Annotated in this window: 24 protein-coding genes and 1 pseudogene; 6 read left to right on the forward strand and 19 right to left on the reverse strand. The window is 65.2% G+C overall.

What is annotated here, in order from left to right; translation table 11 throughout:
- Positions 1–2: 2 nt before the first annotated feature.
- Positions 3–1,346, reverse strand: a complete 1,344-nt coding sequence (locus DDT93_RS23765; RefSeq protein WP_109468408.1) for a Na(+)-translocating NADH-quinone reductase subunit A — start codon at positions 1,344–1,346, stop codon at positions 3–5.
- 164 nt (positions 1,347–1,510) lie between these two features.
- On the opposite strand from DDT93_RS23765, the gene DDT93_RS23770 reads away from it, so the two are divergent.
- Together DDT93_RS23770 and nqrM are read left to right on the forward strand one after the other, a co-directional pair.
- Positions 1,511–2,542 (forward strand): FAD:protein FMN transferase, encoded by a 1,032-nt coding sequence (locus DDT93_RS23770; RefSeq protein WP_109468409.1) that lies wholly within the window; start codon positions 1,511–1,513, stop codon positions 2,540–2,542.
- A gap of 35 nt (positions 2,543–2,577) precedes the next feature.
- Positions 2,578–2,817 (forward strand): (Na+)-NQR maturation NqrM, encoded by a 240-nt coding sequence (gene nqrM / locus DDT93_RS23775; RefSeq protein WP_109468410.1) that lies wholly within the window; start codon positions 2,578–2,580, stop codon positions 2,815–2,817.
- A 39-nt stretch (positions 2,818–2,856) separates the two neighbouring features.
- Here the strand turns inward: nqrM and DDT93_RS23780 are convergent, their stop codons facing one another.
- Positions 2,857–3,039, reverse strand: coding sequence for a hypothetical protein (locus tag DDT93_RS23780; protein ID WP_109468411.1), 183 nt, complete (start codon positions 3,037–3,039; stop codon positions 2,857–2,859).
- Positions 3,040–3,119: 80 nt separating this feature from the next.
- Here DDT93_RS23780 and DDT93_RS23785 point away from each other — a divergent pair, with 80 nt between their 5' ends.
- Entirely contained in the window at positions 3,120–3,641 is a 522-nt protein-coding gene (locus DDT93_RS23785) for a CBS domain-containing protein (protein WP_109468412.1), read from the forward strand.
- 29 nt (positions 3,642–3,670) lie between these two features.
- Here the strand turns inward: DDT93_RS23785 and DDT93_RS23790 are convergent, their stop codons facing one another.
- A complete protein-coding gene (locus tag DDT93_RS23790; RefSeq protein WP_109468413.1) occupies positions 3,671–5,188 on the reverse strand; it encodes a phospholipase D-like domain-containing protein in 1,518 nt (505 codons plus the stop codon).
- 254 nt (positions 5,189–5,442) lie between these two features.
- Here DDT93_RS23790 and DDT93_RS23795 point away from each other — a divergent pair, with 254 nt between their 5' ends.
- The gene (locus DDT93_RS23795; RefSeq protein WP_198654955.1) at positions 5,443–6,075 is read left to right on the forward strand and encodes a pyridoxamine 5'-phosphate oxidase family protein; all 633 of its coding nucleotides are present in this window, start codon (positions 5,443–5,445) and stop codon (positions 6,073–6,075) included.
- A gap of 36 nt (positions 6,076–6,111) precedes the next feature.
- Here DDT93_RS23795 and DDT93_RS23800 read toward each other — a convergent pair whose 3' ends face one another.
- The 9 genes from DDT93_RS23800 to DDT93_RS23835 form a co-directional block, all read right to left on the reverse strand.
- Complete coding sequence (locus tag DDT93_RS23800; protein ID WP_157960273.1) at positions 6,112–6,606, reverse strand: hypothetical protein; 495 nt, start codon at positions 6,604–6,606, stop codon at positions 6,112–6,114.
- Entirely contained in the window at positions 6,603–7,115 is a 513-nt protein-coding gene (locus DDT93_RS23805) for a hypothetical protein (protein WP_109468415.1), read from the reverse strand. Before DDT93_RS23805 ends, DDT93_RS23800 begins: the two co-directional genes overlap by 4 nt.
- Before the next feature lie 239 nt (positions 7,116–7,354).
- Positions 7,355–8,998 carry a dihydroxyacetone kinase subunit DhaK gene (locus DDT93_RS23810; protein WP_109468416.1) on the reverse strand — a complete coding sequence of 548 codons (1,644 nt, stop codon included), beginning with the start codon at positions 8,996–8,998 and terminating at the stop codon, positions 7,355–7,357.
- Positions 8,999–9,009: 11 nt separating this feature from the next.
- Entirely contained in the window at positions 9,010–10,005 is a 996-nt protein-coding gene (locus DDT93_RS23815) for an ABC transporter ATP-binding protein (protein ID WP_109468417.1), read from the reverse strand.
- Positions 9,998–11,095, reverse strand: a complete 1,098-nt coding sequence (locus tag DDT93_RS23820; RefSeq protein ID WP_109468418.1) for an ABC transporter ATP-binding protein — start codon at positions 11,093–11,095, stop codon at positions 9,998–10,000. Before DDT93_RS23820 ends, DDT93_RS23815 begins: the two co-directional genes overlap by 8 nt.
- A gap of 3 nt (positions 11,096–11,098) precedes the next feature.
- Complete coding sequence (locus DDT93_RS26595) at positions 11,099–11,353, reverse strand: hypothetical protein (RefSeq protein WP_157960274.1); 255 nt, start codon at positions 11,351–11,353, stop codon at positions 11,099–11,101.
- Positions 11,350–12,288 (reverse strand): carbohydrate ABC transporter permease, encoded by a 939-nt coding sequence (locus DDT93_RS23825; RefSeq protein ID WP_109468419.1) that lies wholly within the window; start codon positions 12,286–12,288, stop codon positions 11,350–11,352. The genes DDT93_RS26595 and DDT93_RS23825 overlap by 4 nt, the downstream gene beginning before the upstream one ends.
- Positions 12,289–12,448: 160 nt before the next feature.
- Positions 12,449–13,396 (reverse strand): carbohydrate ABC transporter permease, encoded by a 948-nt coding sequence (locus tag DDT93_RS23830; protein ID WP_109468433.1) that lies wholly within the window; start codon positions 13,394–13,396, stop codon positions 12,449–12,451.
- Between the two features lie 98 nt (positions 13,397–13,494).
- Complete coding sequence (locus DDT93_RS23835) at positions 13,495–14,811, reverse strand: ABC transporter substrate-binding protein (protein ID WP_109468420.1); 1,317 nt, start codon at positions 14,809–14,811, stop codon at positions 13,495–13,497.
- Between the two features lie 174 nt (positions 14,812–14,985).
- Here DDT93_RS23835 and DDT93_RS23840 point away from each other — a divergent pair, with 174 nt between their 5' ends.
- Positions 14,986–16,017, forward strand: coding sequence for a LacI family DNA-binding transcriptional regulator (locus DDT93_RS23840; protein ID WP_109468421.1), 1,032 nt, complete (start codon positions 14,986–14,988; stop codon positions 16,015–16,017).
- A 183-nt stretch (positions 16,018–16,200) separates the two neighbouring features.
- On the opposite strand, the gene DDT93_RS23845 is transcribed toward DDT93_RS23840, so the two are convergent.
- The 6 genes from DDT93_RS23845 to DDT93_RS23865 all read right to left on the reverse strand — a co-directional run bounded on the left by DDT93_RS23845 (position 16,201) and on the right by DDT93_RS23865 (position 20,234).
- Positions 16,201–16,683: a YHS domain-containing (seleno)protein gene (locus DDT93_RS23845; protein ID WP_109468422.1), complete on the reverse strand. Its 483-nt coding sequence runs from the start codon at positions 16,681–16,683 to the stop codon at positions 16,201–16,203.
- Positions 16,684–16,727: 44 nt separating this feature from the next.
- The gene (locus tag DDT93_RS23850; RefSeq protein ID WP_198654956.1) at positions 16,728–17,573 is read right to left on the reverse strand and encodes a cysteine hydrolase; all 846 of its coding nucleotides are present in this window, start codon (positions 17,571–17,573) and stop codon (positions 16,728–16,730) included.
- Between the two features lie 189 nt (positions 17,574–17,762).
- The gene (locus DDT93_RS26600; RefSeq protein WP_157960275.1) at positions 17,763–17,903 is read right to left on the reverse strand and encodes a hypothetical protein; all 141 of its coding nucleotides are present in this window, start codon (positions 17,901–17,903) and stop codon (positions 17,763–17,765) included.
- Positions 17,904–17,982: 79 nt separating this feature from the next.
- On the reverse strand, positions 17,983–19,077 hold the full coding sequence (locus tag DDT93_RS23855) for an AraC family transcriptional regulator (RefSeq protein ID WP_109468424.1): 1,095 nt from the start codon (positions 19,075–19,077) through the stop codon (positions 17,983–17,985).
- 88 nt (positions 19,078–19,165) lie between these two features.
- Entirely contained in the window at positions 19,166–19,759 is a 594-nt protein-coding gene (locus DDT93_RS23860) for a pyridoxamine 5'-phosphate oxidase family protein (RefSeq protein WP_109468425.1), read from the reverse strand.
- A 10-nt stretch (positions 19,760–19,769) separates the two neighbouring features.
- Positions 19,770–20,234 (reverse strand): nuclear transport factor 2 family protein, encoded by a 465-nt coding sequence (locus DDT93_RS23865; protein ID WP_109468426.1) that lies wholly within the window; start codon positions 20,232–20,234, stop codon positions 19,770–19,772.
- Positions 20,235–20,419: 185 nt separating this feature from the next.
- On the opposite strand from DDT93_RS23865, the gene DDT93_RS23870 reads away from it, so the two are divergent.
- Positions 20,420–20,992, forward strand: coding sequence for a TetR/AcrR family transcriptional regulator (locus DDT93_RS23870; protein ID WP_109468427.1), 573 nt, complete (start codon positions 20,420–20,422; stop codon positions 20,990–20,992).
- A gap of 129 nt (positions 20,993–21,121) precedes the next feature.
- Here the strand turns inward: DDT93_RS23870 and DDT93_RS23875 are convergent.
- A pseudogene (locus DDT93_RS23875) lies at positions 21,122–21,757 on the reverse strand (IS6 family transposase); the annotation flags it as partial.
- Between the last annotated feature and the right edge of the window lie 127 nt (positions 21,758–21,884).

Here is a 21,884-nt window from a genome sequence, read left to right on the forward strand (position 1 = left end):
CCTTACCCCTCCTTCTCGATCTTGGTGAGGCTGTCGCGCAGGGCGATGCCATATTCATACTTGGCGGGGCAGGCAAAACCGCAGAGCGCGAGATCTTCCTCGTCCAGCTCCATCACGCCAAGCGCCTGGGCGGTGTCGGTATCCATCACCAGCAGCGAGCGCAGCAGCTGCGTCGGCAGGAAGTCCTGCGGCATCAGCGTCTCGAAGGTCCCGGTCGGCACCATCGCGCGACGGCCGCCGTTGAGGTTCGAGGTCAGCGCATAAAGCTTGTTGCTCAGCGCCGAACCCAGCACCGGCTGCACCGCGTACTTCGATGCCATCGGGCGGATCCAGCCCATCGGGATCTGCTCGCGGTCTTCCTTGATCAGCGTCACCTGCCGGGCATAGCGGCCCAGGTAGGCCGTCGCCCCCTGCCCCGCGCGGCCGCTCAGGATCGACCCCGAAATCACCCGCACCTGCTCCGAACCGGTCAGGTCGGCGGCGCAGAGCTCGGTCATCGAGGCTCCGGCAATGGTGCGGACAAGGCGCGGACGGCTGCACATCGGCCCGGTCAGGGCCACGATGCGGCGGCTGTCCAGCTTGCCGGTCAGCATCAGACGCCCGATGGCGATCACGTCGTGGTACCCGATGGTCCAGACGGTCTTGGACGCCGAGGGCGGTTCGAGGAAATGCATGTGCGTCCCCGCCAGCCCCGCCGGGTGCGGCCCGGAGAAGGCGACAGCGGTGATACCCGGCAGGTCGGCCCCAGGGATCGATGCGCCGGTCTCCTGGCAGAGATAGGTCTTGCCCTCGGTCAGCAGCGCGACCGCGGCAAGCCCGCGGGCAAAGGCCGCCGGATCGTCGTTGATGATCACCGCGGCATCCGCCGAGAGCGGCTCGCTGTCCATCGCGGTCACGTAGATCGCGGCGGGAGTCGCGTCCGCGGCAGGAACCTTCGAATAGGGCCGCGTCCGGAACGAGGTCCAGAGGCCCGAGGCGCAGAGGCGCTCGGCCACGCCCGCGGCGGTGCTGTCATCGCCCACCTGCGAAAAGTCCAGCGGCTCGGCGGCGGCGGGATCGACCTCGATCTCGACGCTGACGAGAACACGGCGCGCGCCACGGTTGATCGCCTTGATTCGCCCCGAAACCGGCGCGGTGACCTGAACCTCGGGCGTGTCCTTGTGCGCGAGAATCGGCGCACCGGCGGCGACGACATCTCCCTCCTGAACCGCGAGGCGGGGCTTCAAGCCTATGTAATCCTGCCCCAGAACGGCAACGGTATGGACTGCTTCCTGGTCTTCTATCCCGTCGCCGGGCGCCCCCAGCACCGGCACATCCAGACCTTTTCTCAACTTGTGTTGCTGCACGTCTTATGTCCTGTCGATTTTCCGGCTGTCTTATGCGACAGCGAGCCACGGTTTGGAAGGCGGTTGGGCGTACTTATTAAATCCGTGTTGATCCCAGTGCCGTTCTGCCTCAGAAGCAAGCTGAACGCACCTTAGTAAATTCGCAGCTTATCCGGAGTAGGCCCGTGTCTAACCCTCTTCTCCTTTCTCGCCGTAGCTTCATGGTCATGCCGCTTGCCCTGGCAGCCTGCAAGAAAGGATGGTCCGTCCTCGAACTGAGCGGACTGACGATGGGAACCAGCTACTCGATCACCGCCATCGACCACAGCAAGGAGGTCAAGCAGGCCGATCTGCAGGCAGCGGTCGACACCGCGCTTGCCCGGGTGAACACGCAGATGTCGAACTGGGACGCGACCTCGGAAATCTCGCGTTTCAATGCCGCCTCCGCAGGTGAAACGCTGTCCGTCTCGCCCGAACTTTTCCATGTGATGCAAGCAGCTTCCGACGTTCACGCCGCCAGCGGCGGCGGCTTCGACGTGACCGTGGGCGCGCTGATCGACCTCTGGGGCTTCGGCGCCGGGCACACCCGCACCGACATGCCCAGCGACAGCGACATCGCACAGGCGATGGCCTGCTGCGGCCAGTCGCAGTCGGTCGAACTGGGCAACGGCTCCTTCACCAAGCTCAAGTCCGAATCCGAGATTTACCTGTCCTCCATCGGCAAGGGCTTCGGCGTTGATCAGGTCGCGGCCGTGATGAAGGACTTCGGCATTACCGACTACATGGTCGAAATCGGCGGCGACCTCTACACCGCGGGCAAGAACCCCGATGGCCAGGCATGGCGAATCGGCATCGAGACCCCGCAGAGCTTCGATCGCGGCGTGATGAAGGTCGTCGGCGTCTCCGACATGGGCATGGCGACCTCGGGCGACTACCGCAACTTCTTCGACTACGACGGCAAGCGCTACTCGCACATCATCGACGCCACCACCGGCCGCCCGGTCACCCACGATACCGCATCGGTGACCGTGCTGACCGAGAACGCGATGCTGGCCGACGCATGGGCCACCGCCCTGCTCGTCCTCGGCCGCGAGCGCGGTCTCGAAATCGCAAATGAGCGTGAGATGGCGGTGCTGTTCATTGACCGCGACGCCGGAAACACCACATCCGGGTTCAAGACCATCGCCTCCGAGCGTTTCGCGGCCCTCACCGCCTGAACCGCTTTCCCCGGAACCGAACGCAGGGCTAACACATGTCGACCTTCCTTCTGGCTTTCGGACTGCTGATGATCGTCATGGCGGGCATGGCGATTGGCGTGATGTTCAGCGGGCGCACCATCAAGGGCAGCTGCGGCGGGCTGAACGCCGTCGCAGGCGCCGACAAGTGCCTTGTCTGCAAGAAGGACATCGACCCCGACAGCCCGCTGCGCGACCGGCTGGAATGCCCGCGCGCGCGCCAGATGCTGGAACGGGCCGAGGCCAGAACCAACTAGGCGCCCCGCGCTCTCCCTCAAATCACGACCTGCCCGGCGTCACCCCGTGGTGACGGGCAGGAACCCCAGCGTCAGCAGCGCGGCGGCGGCCACCAGACCGAACAGCCACAGCTTGCTGCGCGGCCCTTCGGCCTTCCACACCCGCCGATAGCTGTATCCCGCAAGGCAGGCGATCACGAACAGCACCGTGGCCATCGCCGGAGAAAGTGCGAACTCGCCCAAGTTGTGCTCCCTTGCCGGAAATCGTTTACCCGGCCGCGTTTTGCAATACGTTGTAGGGGGAGAACAAGGGAGAGACTGCCATGCCTGCTTCTTATACGCCAAAGACCCGCGACTCGGTCGAGCACGAAAAGACCAACAGCCAGTCGCTCGACACCAACCTGCCCGCCGCGCAGGTCACGGTGCGTCACGTTCTGGACAGCAAGGGGAGAGACCTGTTCTGGATCACCCCCGACACCACCGTGGGTAAGGCCGTCGAGGTTCTGCGCGACAAGCGCATCGGCGCGCTTCTGGTCCGGGACGAGGAAGGGATCCTTCTCGGCATCCTCTCGGAGCGCGACATCGTGCGCCGTCTGGCCGATACCCCGGGCCGCACCCTGCCCCAGACCGTGGCCGAACTGATGTCGAAAGAGGTGCAGACCACCAGCCCCGGCGAATCGCTCGTCCGCGTGCTGCGGCGCATGACCGATGGCAGGTTCCGCCACATGCCGGTGATGGAGGATGGCCTGCTGATCGGGATGATCTCGATCGGCGACGTGGTGAACTATCGCCTGACCGCGCTGGAATACGAGGCGCTCAAGCTCAAGCAGCTGATCGTCGGCTGACCCCGGCGCCAACGCTCACCGGCCGGCCTTCACCTCGATTCCGAGGGCCGGCCCTCTCTCCCGCGCCCTGCAAGGCGCCGCATGTGACCGCGCAGCCGGTCGCTCCATCCCTTGAACAGGCCACGCTTTCCCAGCGGCTCAAAGATCGCGTCCGGCTCCACCGGGTCCAGTATCTCGTTGTCCGCGATCACCGCCTCGATGGTGCTCAGTTCGGGCATCTCGAAGTCGATCAGCGTCCGCCCCCCTGACTGCGCGCGCAGCGCGTCGATGGCGGCGATCAGCGATCCGCGCCGCGCCAGCTCCTCCGCGACCGCCTCTGGCGTCGTGTCGAGGTGCTCGGCGATCAGGTCGTTGCGCCGCAGGGCAATGCGCTCGGCCACGTCCTCGCCCGAGGTCGCATCCTTGCTCAGCACCACGTCGCATTCGGTATCGAAGCGCAGCGAGCGGTTGTTGAAGTTGGAAGAGCCCACGCGGATATAGCTGTCGTCCACCACCATCACCTTGGCGTGGACATAGATCTCCTCCCCCTTCGCGGTCACCGGATGGTAAAGCCGCAGCCGGTCGTGCCGGTCGACCCGTTCCAGCGCCTCCATCAGCCGCGCCCGCGCACTGTCCATGGCGATGGGCTCCAGCCAGCCTTCCGCCGAAACCGGGTTGATGATGACGATCTCCGGCCCGTCCTCCTCGACCAGCCTGCAGGCGATGGCCTGCGCCACCCGGCGCGAGGCAAAGTACTGGCTCTCGGCATAGATGATGTTCTTGGCCGAGTTGATCAGGTCGATATACATGCTCTCGATCTCGTGGACCGGCTCGTGTTCCGCCGTCTCGGGCCAGGTCCGCGCGATGGCAATGCGGATGTCGTTCAGCTCCGGTTCCAGCCCATCGGGCCAGCACGACCCCGTCGCCTCGACCGGCGGCAGGGTCTCTCCCGTCGCCGCCGCCCAGCGCTCGCGCGCAAGGTCGCCCATCGCCCGCGCCGCCGGCCCGTCAAAGGCGCTGGTCGCATCGTGCCAGGGTTTCATGATCGTTCCGTTCGGCGCGGTCCGGATCGGGTCGTCGTCCTTGTGGGCCCGGCTGTCCAGCCGCCCGATGGTCATGTCGATGCCCCCGCAAAAGGCCATGCGGTCGTCGATCACCACGATCTTCTGATGGTGCGACCCCGCAAAAGGATGCGCGCTGTCCAGTTGCAGCGTGATCCGCTTGTGCCACTTCCACTGCAGGATCTTCACCAGCGTATTGCCCCGGAACACCGCCTTGAATGCCCCCGTGTCCCAGCGCAGCAACCGGATCTCCAGCGAAGGCGTCCGGTTCGCCAGCCACAGGATGAAATCGCCAAGCGTCTCCGGCCCTTCCGCCGTCTCGCTGCCAAGCTTGATGCGCGCATCGAAATCCCAGCCGATCAGGTAGATGCTGTGCTGCGCCCGGGTCATCGCCTCGCGCACGGCGACGAAGTAATCCGCACCGTCGACGATCATCGCGAACCGGCCGGCGTCCTCGACCCGCCAACAGTTCTTCCCCGGTTGAAACAAGGTATCGGACCCCGTCATTGCCAGCTCCTGCGCACCTGACCCGGGAGTTTAACGCCCCCGGCGCGGATTTGGTCCATGACATTTTCACAAATACGCGGCCCCACCGACGGGAGGCACCCGGTCGCGGGCGCGCGGACGCCAGCCCGCGCAACCGGCGCTCATTGGAGCAGGATATCATCACCCGCCCGTCACAACTCCCGGTTCTCCGGCAAACCGGTTGAAAAAAGTATCGTTTTCACGGCGGGCCGTTACAACTCACCGGAAAGAAGGTCATGAACAAGGAACCAGCCATGGAATTCATCGAAACTCTCGAGAGCCTGCGGGAGGTCTACGGCGCCGCCAGCGAGGGCGCGCTCAAGAAACAGATGGCAGTGCTGGATCCCCATGCCCGCGCCTTTCTCGCCCGCTCGCCCTTTGCGGCGATCGGCACCCAGACTCCCGGCGGCCTTGGTGACGTGTCGCCCCGTGGCGACGGTCCCGGCTTCGTCCGCGTCCTCGATGACCACACCATCGCGATCCCCGACCGGCCGGGCAACAGGCGGCTCGACACGATGGAGAACATCGTCCGCAACCCGGCGGTCAGCCTGCTGTTCATGATCCCCGGCATGAACGAAACCCTGCGGATCAACGGCAAGGGCCGGATCACGACCGACCCGGCGCTCTGCGAAACGCTCGGCATGAACGGCCGCCCGGCCCTCTCCGTGCTCGTGATCGAGGTGCAGGAGGTCTACATGCACTGCGCCAAAGCCTACATCCGCTCGGGCCTGTGGAAGCCCGAGACATGGCCGGACCGCAGCGAGATGCCGAGCCTCGGAGAAATCCTGCGCGACCAGACCGCCATCGCCGAGGAAGCCAGCAAGATCGACGAACGGCTGGAAGAGAATTACCGCACCCAGCTCTGGTAGGCCGGTGCCGACGGCGCCCCCCGGGCCGGGGGCGCCTCAGGCGGCGCCGCTTCCCGGCACCACCGCCAGCCGCACGGCTGCCCCATTGCGCGACGAGGTTTGGCGACCCTCCAGCAGGGCGCAGAGCGACAGGGCGGCATGCACCACCGCCCCTTCGATGCGACCAGCCGTGAGCAGCGCCAGCAGATGCCGCGCCTCCCGCGTTTCATCCGCCCGGATGTGGGCCAGAAGCGAAAGGATCATCCGCTCGTCGGTGGTCAGCGTTTCGCGCGCCTCGGAGCAAAAGGCGTCCCCGTGGGTCAACGCGCGGCCCCGGCTCTGCAGCAGCGCGCCGACAAAGGCCTGCGTGCGATGTGCAATGGCCAGCCCGCGCCCCTCGCCCCAGACCTCGGCGGCAAGATCATAGCCCTGCCGCCAATCGCGCCCCGCCGAAGCCTGCAGGGCCGAGAGAAAGCAGCGCAGCACCGGCAGCAGCCTGCGTTCGACCGGGTCCAGCGCCTCGACCATCGGTTCGCTCATCGCCTGTGTCATCCGCGCATCCCCAACAGCCCGCGACGGCGCCCGACCATATCGCGGCGCTCGGGCAGGATTTCCACGAGCTCCTCCATCGCCCCCAGCACCGGCGCGATATCGTTGCCTTCGCAGAGCAGCATGGTCTCCACATGGGCGCTCCCCGCATCCCCGCGCCCGACCGCGACAAGCGCCAGCATCAGCCGCCGCTCCTCGGACGTGACCGCGCGCGAACAGGACGGGCAGCGCGCCGGGTTGAACATGAAGGTCGACCGCCGCGCACCGCGCACGGCCTGCAACACGCCAAGGATACGATGGGCGATACCCGGCCCGGCCTCGGAACCAAAAAGCGCTTCGGTCTCGCTCAGCGCCTCCATCCAGGCCTGGCTCTCCGGCCGCGCAAAGCTATGGAAGAAGCAGCGCGCGACGCTCAACACCCCGCGTTCCGCACCCGTCAGGTTCAGGTCATCGACGCTCTCGCCCCGCGCCGGGGCGCGCCGTTCGCAACCGTGTCCGTTTGCCCCTGTCATTGCGCCCTCGCCCGACCGGTGGCGCGTGCCGTTGTCTTTCGCAATTCCGATGCTCCCAGCTGGCATCGCGGAATGCGATGCAACGTGATCCGACCGGGCGAACCGTCTCGCGGCGTGGCTGGGCGCGACTTACCTGACTATTTTAGTATGAATTGTCAACCGCGCATTTCGTCCCCGTCGGCGACGGCCGGGGAACACCCCGGCCGCCATCGCCCCGGCGCGCATGGCGACAGGGAAGCTCAGGCAAAATCCTTCGAACGGCAGTCGGCGAGCCTCTCGAACAGGCGGGCGACGGCCTCGGCCCCCGGATCGACCTGCCCCTTCAATTGCTCGGCGTTCAGATAGGAGGATCGCCCCGCATTGGCCGTGGTCATGTCCGCGGTCCGGTTCGCCCCCTCTCGGGCCGCCCGGGCGGCTTGGGTCAACCCCTCGGGCAGGTTGTCCAGCGCGGGCAACAGGGCGTCGATCATTGTCCGGTCCCCCTCCCGCGCGCCACCGATCTCCTGCATCCGGGCCAAGCCGACCTTCAGGGCCTCGCGCTGCGAATGCCCGCTCGACGCGGCATCCCCCGCCGCAGCAAAGAAGATCGCCAGCAGCACCCCGGAGGACCCGCCCATCGTCTCGCTCAATTCCAGACCGATCGCCCGGTAGAGCTGCGTGTGATCCGCCAGCGGAAGACGGTCCATCGCACTCAGCAAGGCCCGCGCGGCACCGGCAAGGGTCGAGCCGGTGTCACCATCCCCCGTCCGCGCATCAAGCAAGTTGAGATCCGCCTCGGCCTCGATGAACACCTCGCAACAGCGGGTCAGGAACGCCCTCGTCTGCGGATGATCCGATGGCACCGGGCGGATCGGGCGCAGCCCGTCCGGCAGGGCCACGACGCGCACCTCGCCCAGCGTGGACAGCCCCGGCCACGCCACCAGCGGAGTCGTAGCCGAAAGCGCCTCGATACCTTCGGCGTCCGGCGCATAGACAGACACCGAGAAACCGCGCATGTCGAGCGAGGTCATCATCGGCGATGGCCCGATCACATGCGTCAGCCGCTCCCCTATCGGCGACTTGGCAAGCTCGTAGGCCAGGATCTGCATCTCGAGGACAGAGGTCCCCCCGAGATTGTTCAGCAGCGCAACATAGGGCCTGCCGGGCTCCATCTGTTCGCTCAGCCGCTTCGACACCATCTGCATCGCCGTTTGGGCGTCGGAATAGCTGACCTGTTCAACCCCCGCCTCACCGTGGATGCCAAGGCCAAGCTCGGCCTTGCCGGGCAGGATACGCTGCTCCTTGGGCGTGCCCGGAACCGTGCAGGTGTCGAGCGACATCCCGATCGATCTGGTCCCCGCGATCACCCGCTCGGCCGCCGCCGTCACGGTCTCCAGATCCGCGCCGCTCTGCGCCAGCGCGCCCGCGATCTTGTGAACGAACAGGGTCCCCGCAACGCCCCGCGCCTGCGGCAGATCGGGGAGCGCGATGTCGTCGTCGACCACGACCATGCTGACCTTCAGGCCAAAGGCACGGGCGCGCTCGGCCGCAAGGCCAAAGTTGAGGCGGTCGCCGGTGTAGTTCTTGACGATCAGCAGGCAGCCCGCCGGGCCGGTCACCGCGAGGATACCGGCAAGCACCGCATCCACCGATGGCGAGGCGAAGACGTCACCGCAGACCGCCGCCGTCAGCATCCCCTCTCCCACGAAGCCCGCATGCGCCGGCTCGTGACCGGACCCGCCGCCCGACACCAGCGCGACGGCGGACTTGTCCCAGTCGCTGCGCAACACGACGCGGATGTGGGGATAACCGTCGAGCCGCGAAAGTGCCCCGCCAGACGCGCGGATCAGGCCGTCCACGGCCTCCGCGACAATGTCCTCTTTCTTGTTCACAAACTGTGTCACAGGGTCCTCCCTCAGTAAACGCGGGCGCCGGAGGCGTCGAAATAGAACGGGTCGACCGGCAAGATCCGAAGCGTATCGCCAGCGGACAGGGTCGTATGCGCATCGGTCACGGTGATCAGGTCGTGATTGCGAAAGCTCAGGTGCAGCCGGGTCTGGTCGCCCAGATGCTCGACACGTTTCACCGTGCTCTCATCCCCCTCCCCCTGCCGGATCTGCTCGGGGCGCAGGCCGATGCTCTTGGCCCGGGCCGGGGCCCCGGCGAACAGGGTCGCGGGCAGCACGTTGATGCGCGGCTGCCCAAGGCGGCTGGCGGCATAGATACTGACCGGATTCTCGTAGATCTCGCGCGGCGTTCCGAACTGCACGAGGCGCCCGTGATCCAGCACGCCCACGTGGGTCGCCATCGTCATGGCCTCGATCTGGTCATGCGTCACGTAGAGAAAGGTCGCGCCCGACTGCGACTGGATGTTCTTCAGTTCCACCCGCAGGTCTGCCCGCAGCTTGGCATCAAGCGAGCTCAGCGGCTCGTCCATCAGGTAGACCGACGGGTTGCGCACCAGCGCCCGCCCGATGGAAACGCGCTGCATCTCGCCCCCCGAGAGCGCCGTCGCCTTGTTGTCGAGCTTGTGCGAGATGCGCAGGGTCTCGGCCACCTCGGCGACCTTCCGGGCGATCTGTTCCGGCGGGGTCTTCAGCAGGGGCGATTTCAGCGGAAAGGCAAGGTTCTCGCGCACGGACATATGCGGGTAGAGCGAGTACTGCTGAAACACCATCGCCACGTTGCGCTGCGCCGGAGTCAGGTCGGTGACCGTTGTGCCCCCGATCTGCACGGTCCCGCTGTCGGGCTGTTCCAGCCCCGCCACGCTGCGCAGCACGGTGGTCTTGCCCGCGCCGGTGGGACCGAGCAAGACGACAAAGGCGCCATCCGGTATCGTCAGCGACACGTCGTCCAGCGCGAGGGTCTGCCCGAAACTCTTGGTGATGCGGTCCAGAACGACTTCAGCCATGACGCAACACCCCCTCGTTGGCGGCAGAGCGCAGCGCCTGACCGGTCTCGCGGTTGAAAAGCGTCACGGTCCGCTCGTTGAAGCTCAGCCCGGTGGTCTCGCCCTCGCGAACCCTCTGGCTGCTCGCAATGCGCGCCTTGATGTCTCCAAAGCGCGAGCTGAGCGTCACGATCTGCGTCGTCCCGAGGTATTCAACCGCGATCACGGTCCCACGATAGGCGGCGCGGTCGTCCAGCCGCACATGTTCGGGCCGGATTCCCAGCGCCAGACTGCCGCTGTGCCCCTCGCGCGCCTCGGGCACCGTGACCGGCGCATCGCCCAGCATGACGCCCATCGCGCCCGGCTGCACGGCCCCATCGAAGGCGAGAAAGTTCATCGGAGGCGAGCCGATGAACTCGGCCACGAACATGGTCGCGGGCCAGTCGTAAATCTCCTGCGGCTTGCCGAACTGCTCGACCACACCGTGGTTCATCACCACGATCTTGTCGCCCATCTGCATGGCCTCGAGCTGGTCGTGCGTCACGTAGACCGTCGTCGCCCCCATCCGGTCATGTAGCGCACGCAGTTCCTCGGCCATGTGCTCGCGGAACTCGGCATCCAGCGCGCCGAGCGGTTCGTCCATGAAAAAGGCCTTCGGATCCCGCACGATGGCGCGGCCCAGCGCGACGCGCTGACGGTCCCCGCCCGAAAGCCCGCCCACCGGGCGCGTCAGGATGTCCTCGATCCCGAGGATGCGGGCGACCTCGCCCACCCTCCGCTTGATCTCGGCCCGAGGCATCCCCTGGCTCTTGAGCGGATAGCTGATGTTTCCGCCCACCGTCATATGCGGGTAGAGCGCGAACATCTGGAACACGAAGGCGATATCGCGGTCCCGGGCCCGCTTGCGCCCCACCTCCTCGCCGTCGATGTAGATCTGCCCCGACGTCGGCAGTTCGAGCCCCGCCATCATCCGCAACGTCGTCGTCTTGCCGCAGCCCGAGGGGCCGAGCAGCATGAAGAATTCGCCGTCCTCGATGGTGAAGCTCGAGGATTTCACCGCCGTGAAACTGCCGAAATCCTTGCGGACGTTCTCGATCCTGATCTGGGCCATGTCCTACTCCGGGAAGTGGCTGACGATGATGAACATGACGGTGCCGAGCAGCGTCACCGAGAAGGACCAGCTGAAGGCCCAGAGAAAGAAGGGCTGCATCAGCATCACCACTCCGACGCCGATGAGGACGGAGGCCGCCATCTCCCACGGGCCACGCACGAAGATGCGGCGCCCCGCCCCTACGCCCCCGCCGGGGCCTCGCCGAGAGGAGGCGCCAGCGGTCGGGTTGGCTTCGGTATCCAATGGAGGCTGTGTCATTTCCGAACCGCTCCGAATGTGATCCCCCGCAGCAGGTGCTTGCGCAGAAGGATGGTGAAGACCATGACCGGCAACAGGAAGATCGTCGCCCCGGCGGCCACGGCGGGCCAGTCCTGGCCGCCGACGCCGATGATGGTCGGAATGAAGGGCGGCGCCGTCTGGGCCGTGCCCGATGTCAGCAGCACCGCGAAGGCGTATTCGTTCCACGCGAAGATCAGGCAGAAGATCGCGGTGGCCGCGATGCCAGTGGCCGCCTGCGGCAGCACCACCCGGTTGAAGGCCTGAAAACGGGTATAGCCATCGATCAGCGCCGCCTCCTCGTACTCCATCGGGATCTCGTCGATGAACCCCTTCAGCAGCCAGACCGCCAGCGACAGGTTGACCGCAGTATAAAGCAGGATCATCCCCGCATGGGTGTCACTCAGGCCGAGCGAGCGGAACATCAGGAAAATCGGGATCGCGACCGCAATCGGCGGCATCATCCGCGTCGAGAGGATGAAGAACAGCAGGTCGTCCTTGAGCGGCACCCGGAACCGCGAGAAGGCATAGGCGGCCAGCGTCCCGAGCACGATGGTCAGAAAGGTGGAGCCGAACCCGATGATCACCGAGTTCAGAAACCGCTCGCCAAAGCGCGAGGGTCCGGCAATGACGAGCCCGCGATCGTGGACGATCTTCTCGTACCATGTCTGCGGCGGATGCTGGGCCAAATACTCGGCCGTCTGCCGGGTCTGCGTGGTGAAGAGATTGACGTACCCCTCCAGCTGCGGCTCGAACAGGACCTTGGGCGGATAGGCGATGGAATCCGCCGAGGATTTGAACCCCGTGGCGATGATCCAGACCAGCGGCAGGATGGTGATGACTGCATAGAGCGCGACCAGCACACCCGCGATCCACTTCTGGCCCGGCGACGGCTCGGTTACCGAGAAATCACTCATCGCCCGCTCCTCCTCGCGAGGCCCCGGCCCAACTCCGCGGCGCGACCTACGCCTACGTCCCGGGCCCGCCCCGGGACCCCGAGACCACAAAGCACACCCCCCGCGCCCCCACGGCACAAGCCCAGAGCGCGGATCGACCCAACAAAGCGCATCGCCTGCATCATCGTTCCTTCACCTTGTTCAGGGCCTTCACGTAGATCGAGGCCAGCCCGAAGACCGTCACGAAAAGGATGATCGCGTAGGCCGAGGAATAGCCCGTGCGCCACTTCTCGAAGGCCTCGCGCTTGAGGTTGATCGAGGTCAGCTCGGTGGTGGACCCCGGCCCTCCGCCGGTCAGCTGCACCACGAGGTCGAACATCTTGAAGTTCTCGATGCCCCGGAACAGCACCGCCAGCATCAGGAAGGGCAGCGCCATGGGGAGGGTGATGGTCCAGAACTGCCGCCAGTTCGACGCCCGGTCGCATTCCGCCGCCTCGTAGATCGAATCCGGGATCGACCGCAGGCCCGCAAGACAGATCAGCATCACGAAGGGCGTCCACATCCACGTGTCGACGATCACGATGGCCCAGGGCGCCAGCGCCACGTCGCCGATCATGCTGAAGCTGGTGGGATCGGCGCCGGTGAAGAAGGCCACCGCGTAGTTGAACAGGCCGATCTGCGGTTGGTACAGGAAGGTCCAGAAGTTGCCGACCACGGCGGGCGACAGCATCATCGGCAGCACGATGATCGTGGTCCAGAGGTCGTTGCCCTTGAACTTTCGGTTGATCAGCCACGCCAGCGTGAAACCGATCAGCACCTGGAACACCAGCGTCCAGATCAGAAAATGCGCCGTCGCCTGCATCGTCGCCCAGATGTCGGGATCGGTCAGGATCCGCTGGTAGTTGCGCAGACCGACCCACTCCACCTCGGCATTGGGCCGGTTGGCGCGGAAGTTGGTAAAGCTCAGGCGGATGGTCCAGATCAGCGGAAAGATGTTCACCGCCAGCAGCAGGAAGATCGTCGGCGCCACGAAGATCCAGGCGATGGCGCGGTCCGAGAGCCCCCTGATCCGCCGTGCAACAGTGGGCGGCGTGGCCACGGCGGCCCGCTCGATCATCGAATTGGTCATCTGTGGTCCCTTGCGTGCCTTGGTCTTCATCTCGCGTCCCGTAGGGTGGCCGCGGGCTGACAGGCCCCGCACCGGACCGGCCGGTGCGGGGCAACGGGTCAGATCTTGCCGTCGTCCTCGAAGACCTCGGTCCAGTCCTTGACCAGCGCGTCGAGCGCCTCCTGCGCGGTGCCCTCACCTGCGACCACGTACTTGTGGACCCGGTCCTGCATCGAGAGCAGCAGCGAAGCGTAGGACGGTTCCGCCCAGAAGTCCTTCACGATGGCCATGCTGTCGAGGAAGGTCTGCGCAAACGGCTGGCTGGAGGCAAAGTCCGGGGCCTCCACCACCGCACGCATGGCCGAGGCGCCGCCCATGTCCCACCATTTCTGCTGGATCTCGGGCTGGGCGAACCACTTGATGTATTCCAGCGCCGCATCCTGGCTGTCGGAGTAGGACACCACCGAGATGCCCTGCCCGCCCAGCTGGGCAAAGTGGCCATCGGGCCCGGCGGGGTTCGCGAAGTAACCCGACTTGCCGCCGCCCACGTTCGGGTCGGCCTCGACCCCCGGCCAGATGAAGGCAAAGTTCATCTGCAGCGCGACCTGCCCCGACTTGTAGGCGTCGATATCCTCGGACATGTACCAGTCGGACGACCCCGGAGGGGTGCAGCAGTCGTAGAGCTCCTTGTAATACTCGAGCCCCTTCGCCGCTTCCGGCGAATTCACCACGCCCTCAAGCTTGTAGGGCTCCTCGGGGGTGCCGTAGCTGAAGCCGTAGTTGTAGAGCGCGTTGGTCACGCCCATGGTGATGCCTTCCGAGCCGCGCTCGGTATAGATCGCCGCGCCATAGACCGTCTTGCCGTCGATCTCGCGCTTCTGGAAGAACTTGGCGACCTCCATCAGCTCGTCCAGCGTCTTGGGCGCTTCAAGCGCGCGGCCGTACTTTTCCTTGAACTCGGCCTGAAGCTCGGGCTTGTCGAACCAGTCCTTGCGATAGGTCCAGCCCACGACGTCGGCATAGGCCGGCAGCGCCCAGTAGTTCGGCGTGCCCTTGGGCCATTCGGCATAGCCCGTCACCGTCGCGGGAAGGAAATCATCCATGCTGATCCCTTCGGCCTCGAAGAAATCGTTCAGCTTGATGTAATGCCCGGCCTCCGCGCCAAGGCCGATCCACTGGCTGTCCCCGATCATCAGGTCGCAAAGCTCACCGCCGGAGTTCAGTTCGTTGAGCATGCGGTCCGCGAAGTTCGGCCAGGGCACGAATTCAAAGGACATCTTGTGCCCGGTCAGGGCCTCGAAGTCCTTCGACAGTTCCACGAGTGCGTTGGCTGGGTCCCAGGCCGCCCAGCAAAGAGTGAGGTCGTCAGCCCTTGCAGCAGCGCTTCCCGCAACAATAGCGGCGGCCGCGACGGACATGGTCCGATTAAAATCCATTTGTTGTCCTCCCTGATCAGCTCGGGGACCTCCTCGCCCCACAAAGCTGAGCAATTATTACTTGAGGTACGTACATCAGAGCAAGTAAAATATGATGTACGCACCTCAAGCTCGTTGCGTTCGCCCCCGGATTGGGCGACAACGCTGACCCGTAAGTTGACGGAGACCGCCCCGATGCGCCCGACCACGAAAGACCTCGCCAAGGCCGCCGGCGTCAGCCTGGCGACCGTTGATCGCGTGCTGAACAAGCGGTCCGGCGTCCGCGAGGAAACCGTCAACGCCGTCAACGAAGCCATTCAGAAGATTGGATTTGTCCGGAACCAGAACGCCGCGAACCTGGCCCGCGGGCGCAACTACCGTTTCGAGTTCCTGCTGCCGGAAACCGGGGACGATTTCCTCGCCACCGTGATCGGCCGCATCAAGGAGGCCCGCACCGCCCTGCGCCTCGACGAGATCAACGTCTCCTATCGCTGCGCCCTGCCGAACAACCCGCACAGGGCGGCAGAGATTCTGGCCGGGGTCTCGCCCGAAGACTCGGACGGGGTGGCGATCATGGCCCCCGAGAGCCCGCAACTGCGCGACGCGACGACTCGACTTGTCGAGCGTGGCGTCCAGGTCGTCCACTTCATCTCCGGCCAGCCCGACCTGCGGCCGGTCGATTTCGTCGGGGTCGACAACAACGCGGCCGGGGCCACCGCCGGGCGGCTGCTGGGGCGGTTCCTCGCCCCCAGGACCGGCAAGATCGTCGTGGTCTCCGAAACCATGAACTCGCTCGACAGCGTCGAGCGCCGCCTTGGCTTCGACAAGGTGCTGAGCCGGGATTTCCCCAACCTGACTCCCCTTCCCTCGCTCGAAACCTTCGGAGACCCCGAGCGGACCAGCCGGGTGGTCCGGACCTCCTACGAGAACCACGCCGACATCGTCGGGGCCTATATCCTCGGCTCCGAGGCCCGGCTGGCGATCGAGGCGATCCGCAAAGCGACAGATCCGGCCCTGCAGGTGATCATCGCCCACGAGCGCACCCGCTACACCGAGACGATGCTGCGGGAACGCGTACTCGACGCCGTCATCGCGCAAAACCCCGGCCACCTCGTCCGAAGCGCGATCCGACTGCTCAAGGCCCGCTGCGATCAGCGTCAGCCGCTCGTCTCCCAGGAACAGATCCGCATCGAGATCTTGATCGAAGACAATCTGGATCTCCGTTGATCCTCAGGCACGGACCGTGGGGCCTGCTTCGGATGCCGCCGCATTGTCTGCGCGGCTGGTGTTCCCGGAACACGAGACCGGACCGGCCCTCAACGCAACAACCTCGCTCCCAATACCTGTCCGAACAAACGAACCCGGGCCGAGGATATATCCCCGGCCCGCGAGACTTGCGCTTTGATGCGGTTACAGGTCGCCGACTGGCGTCGCCTTGATCCCCGGCCACTTCGCATAGGCGCCGGCGATCACCGCCTCCTTGTCTTCGAGGTACTTGTCGAAGATCGCCTTGTTGACGAAGAGGTAGAGCTTGCCATCGACGATATCGGCGTAGCGCACGTCGCCGTCCAGCTTCTTGCCCACGAAGACCCCGAAGGCACAGAATCCGCCGAACTGCGGCAGCATCGCCGCCGGGTCCGCATCGAAGGCCGCCTTGGTCTCGGTGGTAGCGAAGTAATAGTCGACGCCCTCGTGCGCCGAGGTGAATTCCGCATCCCCAAGAATCGGCGCGTCGGCCTTGAACATCGAAACCGGATCGAAGCCATGCATCCCGAGGGGATGCCCGGACAGCGTCAGGCCGTTGGCCACATTGGTCTCGTCGGCGGCAAAGGCCGCAGGGGCAAGCGCGATGGCAAAGGCCGCTGCGGTGATCAGAATGGAAAATCGGGTCATTGTCGTTTGTCCTTGTTTCGGAAGGGTTTGGGTGAAGGAAGGGGTCAGACGCCACGCGTGATGCGCTCGACGGCGTCGTCGGTCCACCAGACGCCATTGGCGACCATGCGGAAGTTGATGATGGCGGCGAGATAGCCGTCGCCCTCCGGCACCTTGGCACCGGCAGTCGCGTCGCGAACCACAGCGACTTCGAAGCCAAGCTCCAGCAGCTCGTACAGGTGGGCCTGGGTGCAGAGGTTGGCCGACATCCCCGCAAGGATCACCTTGTCGATCCCGCGCTTGCGCAGCTGCAGGTTCAGGTCGTTCTGTGCCGGGCTGTAGACCTTGTGAGGCGAACAGATGACCGTCTCGCCGTCCTCGATGTAGGGCTTGTACTGCGGCATCCAGTCGGCCCCGGAACCCTGGAACCCGTCCAGCGACAAAGGACCGGGGCGGTCGAACATGCCGATGGCGTGCATCGTCTTTTCCAGCGTCCCCTCGAACGCCCACTTGTGGTCATGGGGATAGTAGTAATGGGGCGAGATGAACACGGGCATCCCGGCAGCCTTGGCCGCGACGAAGAGCCGTTCGATATTGTCGACGGTGCCCTGCTCCGTCACGCTTTCGCCGACGACACCCCAGGTCACCCCGTCCTCGGACAGAAAGTCGATCTGCGGGTCCGTGACCACCAGCGCGGTGCGGCCCGGGGTGATCTCCATGTCGACCTGGGGCAGCCCTGGCGTTTCGGGATCGGCATAAAGCTCCTTTGCTTCCGGTGTCGCAGCCTGCGCCGATGCGGCACCCAGGCTGACGGCACCGGCGGCGGCGCCTGCCAGCAACCGGCGGCGCGCCATGTCAACGCGCTCCGGCGTGACATCGCATCCACAACTGTCGTGATGTTCATGTTCCATAATGGTCTCCAGTCTTGAGGTTTCGAAGTCAGGTCTTGAGGTCCGGCGGCGCGATCTCCGCACCGACGGGGTCTTTGACCGGGCCATCGCCCGGCCGCCCCGCAGCCCCGCGCGGGCGCACGGCAAGCGGGAATTCTGTTTTCTGGAAAGGAGGTTGGGCGTCGTCGCGCCCCTGAGCGGTCCGCGCGATCAGCCCGCCCGCTGATCCTCCGCAAGGCTCACCAGCCGGCTACCCAGCGGCAAATGGCCGGGCAGGAGCAGGAACGAAACGGCCCCTGCAAGAACGGCTGCGGCAACCGCGGCGATCAAAGACGACGTCATGTCCTTCATGTCGATTTCTCCTGTCTCTCGTCGTCAGCAAGGTCGCGGCCTGGTGGTGCGCGGCGCTGCTTGACCTGATGACAACAGGTTAGGAAATCGCAGGGCGCCCGGTATCGGCCCGGCCTGCCAGCCTTTGGGCCGCACCTGCCAAGCGGGCGATCCCGGGCACATGGCCCTGCCCGGCGAGGGTCCGGCGGTACTGCGCGGGCGACACGCCGACCGACCGCTTGAAGGCACGGCCAAAGGTGCTCTGCTCGGAAAACCCGGTCATGAACGCGATCTCGGCAATCGAGCGGTCCCCCTCTTCCAGAAGTTCCCGCGCGAGCTGCATCTGCGCCTCGCCCAGAACATCGCGAAAGGTCGTCCCCTCCTCCGCAAGGCGGCGGAAAAAGGTTCTCTCGCTCATCCCCATGTCGCGCGCGATCGCCGCCGCCTGCGGAATGCCCGAGCTGAGCGTGGCGGCGATGCGGCGCATGAGCTGGTCGTGCAGCAATCCCCCCTCGCACGGCAGATCGAGCGCGTCTTCCAACTGCCCCGTCAGAAACCCGCAGAGCCCCTCGTCGCCCAGACGGCTCTCCAGCGCCAGCGTGGCGCTGGACATGACGATGCCGTCTTCCCGGGCCCCGAAGGTCACCGGGCAGCCGAAGAAGGCGGCATAGCGCCGGGGATCACCAGCGCAGGCATGCCGGAACGAGACTTCCTCGAAGGCGATGTCGAACCCCGCGATGCGGCGCAGCGACTTGACGACCCCGGCAAGCGCCCCTTCGTTGCGAAGAACCAGCGCCGGGTGACTGGCCGTCAGCGGCTTGAGCGAAAGCGTCGCCAGCTCACCGCTCTCTTTCAGCGAATACACCGCGGTATCCGTCAAAACCTGAAAGTAGCGCTCCAGCCGGACGAGGCTGTCGCGCAGGGTCGGCGCTGTCTTGAGCGCAAATCCAAGAACGCCCAGTTGATCCGGTTCGAGCGCGTCGGCATAGGCCGCCACGAGCGCAAGCCGGTCGGGCTGACGGGTCATGAGCCAGCCCAACATCTCGAAGTAGCTCTGATCCTCGACCTTCCCATCCGCCCTCAGGCGCAGCCGATAGACCGTGGCCTCATCGGACCGGACCCTTCCATCCGGCAGGAGGGTCAGACCGACGGCACGCGCAAGGGCGTGGGTAAAGGCGGATGTGACGCTGGCCATCGCGGTCTCCAGATATGACTTCGGGGAAAAATCATGGGAATGAAAATGAAGCACCGCCCCGGGCGACCGGGGCGGCGTGCGCGTCGTGTCAGGACCGGAGAGAGCGTGCCTCCAACTCGGCGATCCGTTCGTTCAGCCTCGCGATCTCGGCGCCATACTCCGCGTCGGTGCGCCTCTGGGGGATATGCTTGGGGCAGTTCCAATCGAAGGCCTCGACCCTGATGATGGCCGCCCGCTCCGCCGGCGGGCCATCCGGCCGGTTCAGCGCGGCCACCACGTCCGGCGCCTCGGTGAAACTGACGCGCCCCAGGAGTTTCAGGCGGCGCCGCTGCGCAAAGTCTACCGCGAGGATCGAGACCCTGTCGTTGCCCCTGAGGTTGCCAAGACTGACATACTGCTTGTTGCCGGTGTAATCCGCATAGCCAATCGTCCTCGGGTCGATCACGCGCAGAAATCCGGGCGCCCCGCCCCGAAACTGGACATAGGGCCAGCCGGTCTCGCTCACCGTGGCCTGAAACACACCGTCCCGCGCCTCGATAAACGCGGCCTCCCGCGCCGTGAGCTCCGTGCCCCCATCGACCTCGTCCGAGAGCAGCCGGTCATAGAACTCGTCCGATCCATGGCGCGCCTGCTCGCTGCGAACGCTCGGAGTGAACGCGAGTTTTGCATAGGCATAAGGCATGGCAATCCTCCTAGAGGCCAAGGTCGCCGAGGCCGGGATGATCCGCCGGGCGGACATCGCCCTCCCAGAACATCACCCGTTCCGCCACGCTGATCGGAAGGTCGTTGATCGATGCAATCCGGCGCTTCATCAGCCCGTCGCCGTCAAATTCCCAGTTCTCGTTGCCGTAGGCCCGGAACCACGATCCACTTTCATCACGGTACTCGTAGGCAAAGCGCACCGCGATCCGGTGACCATCATGCGCCCAGAGCTCCTTGATCAGGCGATACTCCTGCTCCCGCGCCCATTTGCGCGAGAGAAAGGCGACGATCTGGTCGCGCCCGCTGAACCGTTCCGCCCGATTCCGCCACTGGCTATCAGGCGTATAGGCCAGGGCGACCTTCTCGGGATCGCGGCCGTTCCAGGCATCTTCGGCAAGCCGCACCTTCTGCGTTGCGGTCTCCGTGGTGAAGGGAGGGATCGGGGGACGGGTCATCTTGGTGTCTCTCTCATGTGAGGGCCATGCGCCCTGCTGCATCTCCAATATAAACAGACAGGTCTGTCTATTTGTCAAACCATATGACGCTGATGTGATCGCGCCCCTCCTAACCGTTATCTCTGGAAACCGGGCAAGAACTGCTTAATATAAGACAGAACAGTCTGTTTATTCGGAGTAAATCTTTGGCCACCCGCCGCGATCACCTGATAGATACCGCCCTTCGGCTGTTCTACCAGCAGGGCTACCACGCCACCGGGATCGACAGGATCCTCGCCGAATCGGGAGTCGCAAAGATGACTCTCTACAAGCATTTCCGGTCCAAGGACGAGCTGATCCTCGCCGCGCTCCAACTGCGCGACGAACGCTTCCGCAACTGGCTCATGGCCGAGATGGAGGCCGCTTCGCCGGACCCGGTCGAGCGCCTGCTGGCGATGTTCGACGCCCTTGAGCAGTGGTTTCTTGGCCGCGCGTTCAAGGGCCTCGGCTTTTCCGGCTGCGCCTTCATCAACGCCGCAAGCGAGTTTGCCGACCAGTCTCACCCAGCCCACCGGCTCGCGGCCGAGCACAAGGTCCGGGTCGTCGAGTACCTCGAAAAGCTCTGCCGGGAGGCTGGCCTGACCGACCCAAGAACAACCGCCGAGCAACTCGCCCTGCTCAAGGAAGGCGCCATCGCCACCGCGCAGGTCAGAAACATGCCCGAGGCGGCGCAGTCAGCCAAACAAATGGCACGCGTGCTGCTCGCGGCAGCGGCCTGACGGAGCACCGGGCCCTATCGGCCCGCGAGCCAGGTCGCGACATCGAGATGGAACCGCATCGATGGCAGTGGCTGGCGGTGCTGGCAGACTAATGCGAACCAGTCTCCATATCGCAGGAGAGCGGTTTCGTTATTCGGTGCAGAGGCCGCGCCACTCGGCCAGAGCGGCGACGCGGTTCGACTTGAAGTGGGAACGACTGGAAACGCTGCGTTCCTGGTTGAAGTGATTGAAGACGGAGGCGTGCACGGCGACGAATTTCTTCAGACTTCGCATTTTCCGGAAACGGAGCATCGCCCGCTCACGTCGTCGGAACGGCAGGTGTGAATTCTCGGCCCTGTTGTTCGCCCGGCGACAAGTTTCGTGCCGCACGCCGGCGCCAATATCCCAGAGAGCGGCACCATAGGGCCCGAGGCGATCCGTCACGATTGCCTCCGGCCGGCAATGCTTGCGCATAGTTTTCATGAGGAATTTCAATGCGGCTTTCTTGTCGCGCGTCTTTATCACGAAACTTTCCAGCACCTCCCCCTCGTGATCAACGGCCCGCCAGAGGTAGTGCCGCTCACCATTGATTTTCACGAAGATCTCGTCCAGGTGCCACCGCTTTTGCGACCAGAAGCGCAAGCGCTCGGCACGTTTCTGCCGGATCTCGGACGCGAACATCGGGCCGAACCGGTGCCACCAAAACCGCACCGCCTCGCGGCTGACGTCGATGCCGCGCTCATGCAGAAGGTCTTCCACATTCCGCAGTGAGAGCGGGAACCGAACTGACCTGCCCCCTGCCGGTCCCTCATTCATAACGAGAGTCTGCAGGTTGGGTTTGGGTATTCTGGTTCCCGATCTGGCGCAAGCTCGCCGGGCGCGGAGCCCTCAAGCTGCTCAAGCGCTCGGCGGG

Source organism: Albibacillus kandeliae, assembly GCF_003116585.1.
Lineage (GTDB): Bacteria > Pseudomonadota > Alphaproteobacteria > Rhodobacterales > Rhodobacteraceae > Albibacillus > Albibacillus kandeliae.

Bases quoted from the DNA above. Each gene is read 5' to 3' on its own strand.
- nqrM (WP_109468410.1), top strand. From the start codon at position 2,578: ATGTCGACCTTCCTTCTGGCTTTCGGACTGCTGATGATCGTCATGGCG.
- DDT93_RS23785 (WP_109468412.1), top strand. From the start codon at position 3,120: ATGCCTGCTTCTTATACGCCAAAGACCCGCGACTCGGTCGAGCACGAA.
- DDT93_RS23790 (WP_109468413.1), bottom strand. From the start codon at position 5,188: ATGACGGGGTCCGATACCTTGTTTCAACCGGGGAAGAACTGTTGGCGG.
- DDT93_RS23795 (WP_198654955.1), top strand. From the start codon at position 5,443: ATGAACAAGGAACCAGCCATGGAATTCATCGAAACTCTCGAGAGCCTG.
- DDT93_RS23800 (WP_157960273.1), bottom strand. From the start codon at position 6,606: ATGACACAGGCGATGAGCGAACCGATGGTCGAGGCGCTGGACCCGGTC.
- DDT93_RS23805 (WP_109468415.1), bottom strand. From the start codon at position 7,115: ATGACAGGGGCAAACGGACACGGTTGCGAACGGCGCGCCCCGGCGCGG.
- DDT93_RS23815 (WP_109468417.1), bottom strand. From the start codon at position 10,005: ATGGCTGAAGTCGTTCTGGACCGCATCACCAAGAGTTTCGGGCAGACC.
- DDT93_RS23820 (WP_109468418.1), bottom strand. From the start codon at position 11,095: ATGGCCCAGATCAGGATCGAGAACGTCCGCAAGGATTTCGGCAGTTTC.
- DDT93_RS26595 (WP_157960274.1), bottom strand. From the start codon at position 11,353: ATGACACAGCCTCCATTGGATACCGAAGCCAACCCGACCGCTGGCGCC.
- DDT93_RS23825 (WP_109468419.1), bottom strand. From the start codon at position 12,288: ATGAGTGATTTCTCGGTAACCGAGCCGTCGCCGGGCCAGAAGTGGATC.
- DDT93_RS23830 (WP_109468433.1), bottom strand. From the start codon at position 13,396: ATGACCAATTCGATGATCGAGCGGGCCGCCGTGGCCACGCCGCCCACT.
- DDT93_RS23835 (WP_109468420.1), bottom strand. From the start codon at position 14,811: ATGGATTTTAATCGGACCATGTCCGTCGCGGCCGCCGCTATTGTTGCG.
- DDT93_RS23840 (WP_109468421.1), top strand. From the start codon at position 14,986: ATGCGCCCGACCACGAAAGACCTCGCCAAGGCCGCCGGCGTCAGCCTG.
- DDT93_RS23845 (WP_109468422.1), bottom strand. From the start codon at position 16,683: ATGACCCGATTTTCCATTCTGATCACCGCAGCGGCCTTTGCCATCGCG.
- DDT93_RS23850 (WP_198654956.1), bottom strand. From the start codon at position 17,573: ATGGAACATGAACATCACGACAGTTGTGGATGCGATGTCACGCCGGAG.
- DDT93_RS26600 (WP_157960275.1), bottom strand. From the start codon at position 17,903: ATGAAGGACATGACGTCGTCTTTGATCGCCGCGGTTGCCGCAGCCGTT.
- DDT93_RS23855 (WP_109468424.1), bottom strand. From the start codon at position 19,077: ATGGCCAGCGTCACATCCGCCTTTACCCACGCCCTTGCGCGTGCCGTC.
- DDT93_RS23860 (WP_109468425.1), bottom strand. From the start codon at position 19,759: ATGCCTTATGCCTATGCAAAACTCGCGTTCACTCCGAGCGTTCGCAGC.
- DDT93_RS23865 (WP_109468426.1), bottom strand. From the start codon at position 20,234: ATGACCCGTCCCCCGATCCCTCCCTTCACCACGGAGACCGCAACGCAG.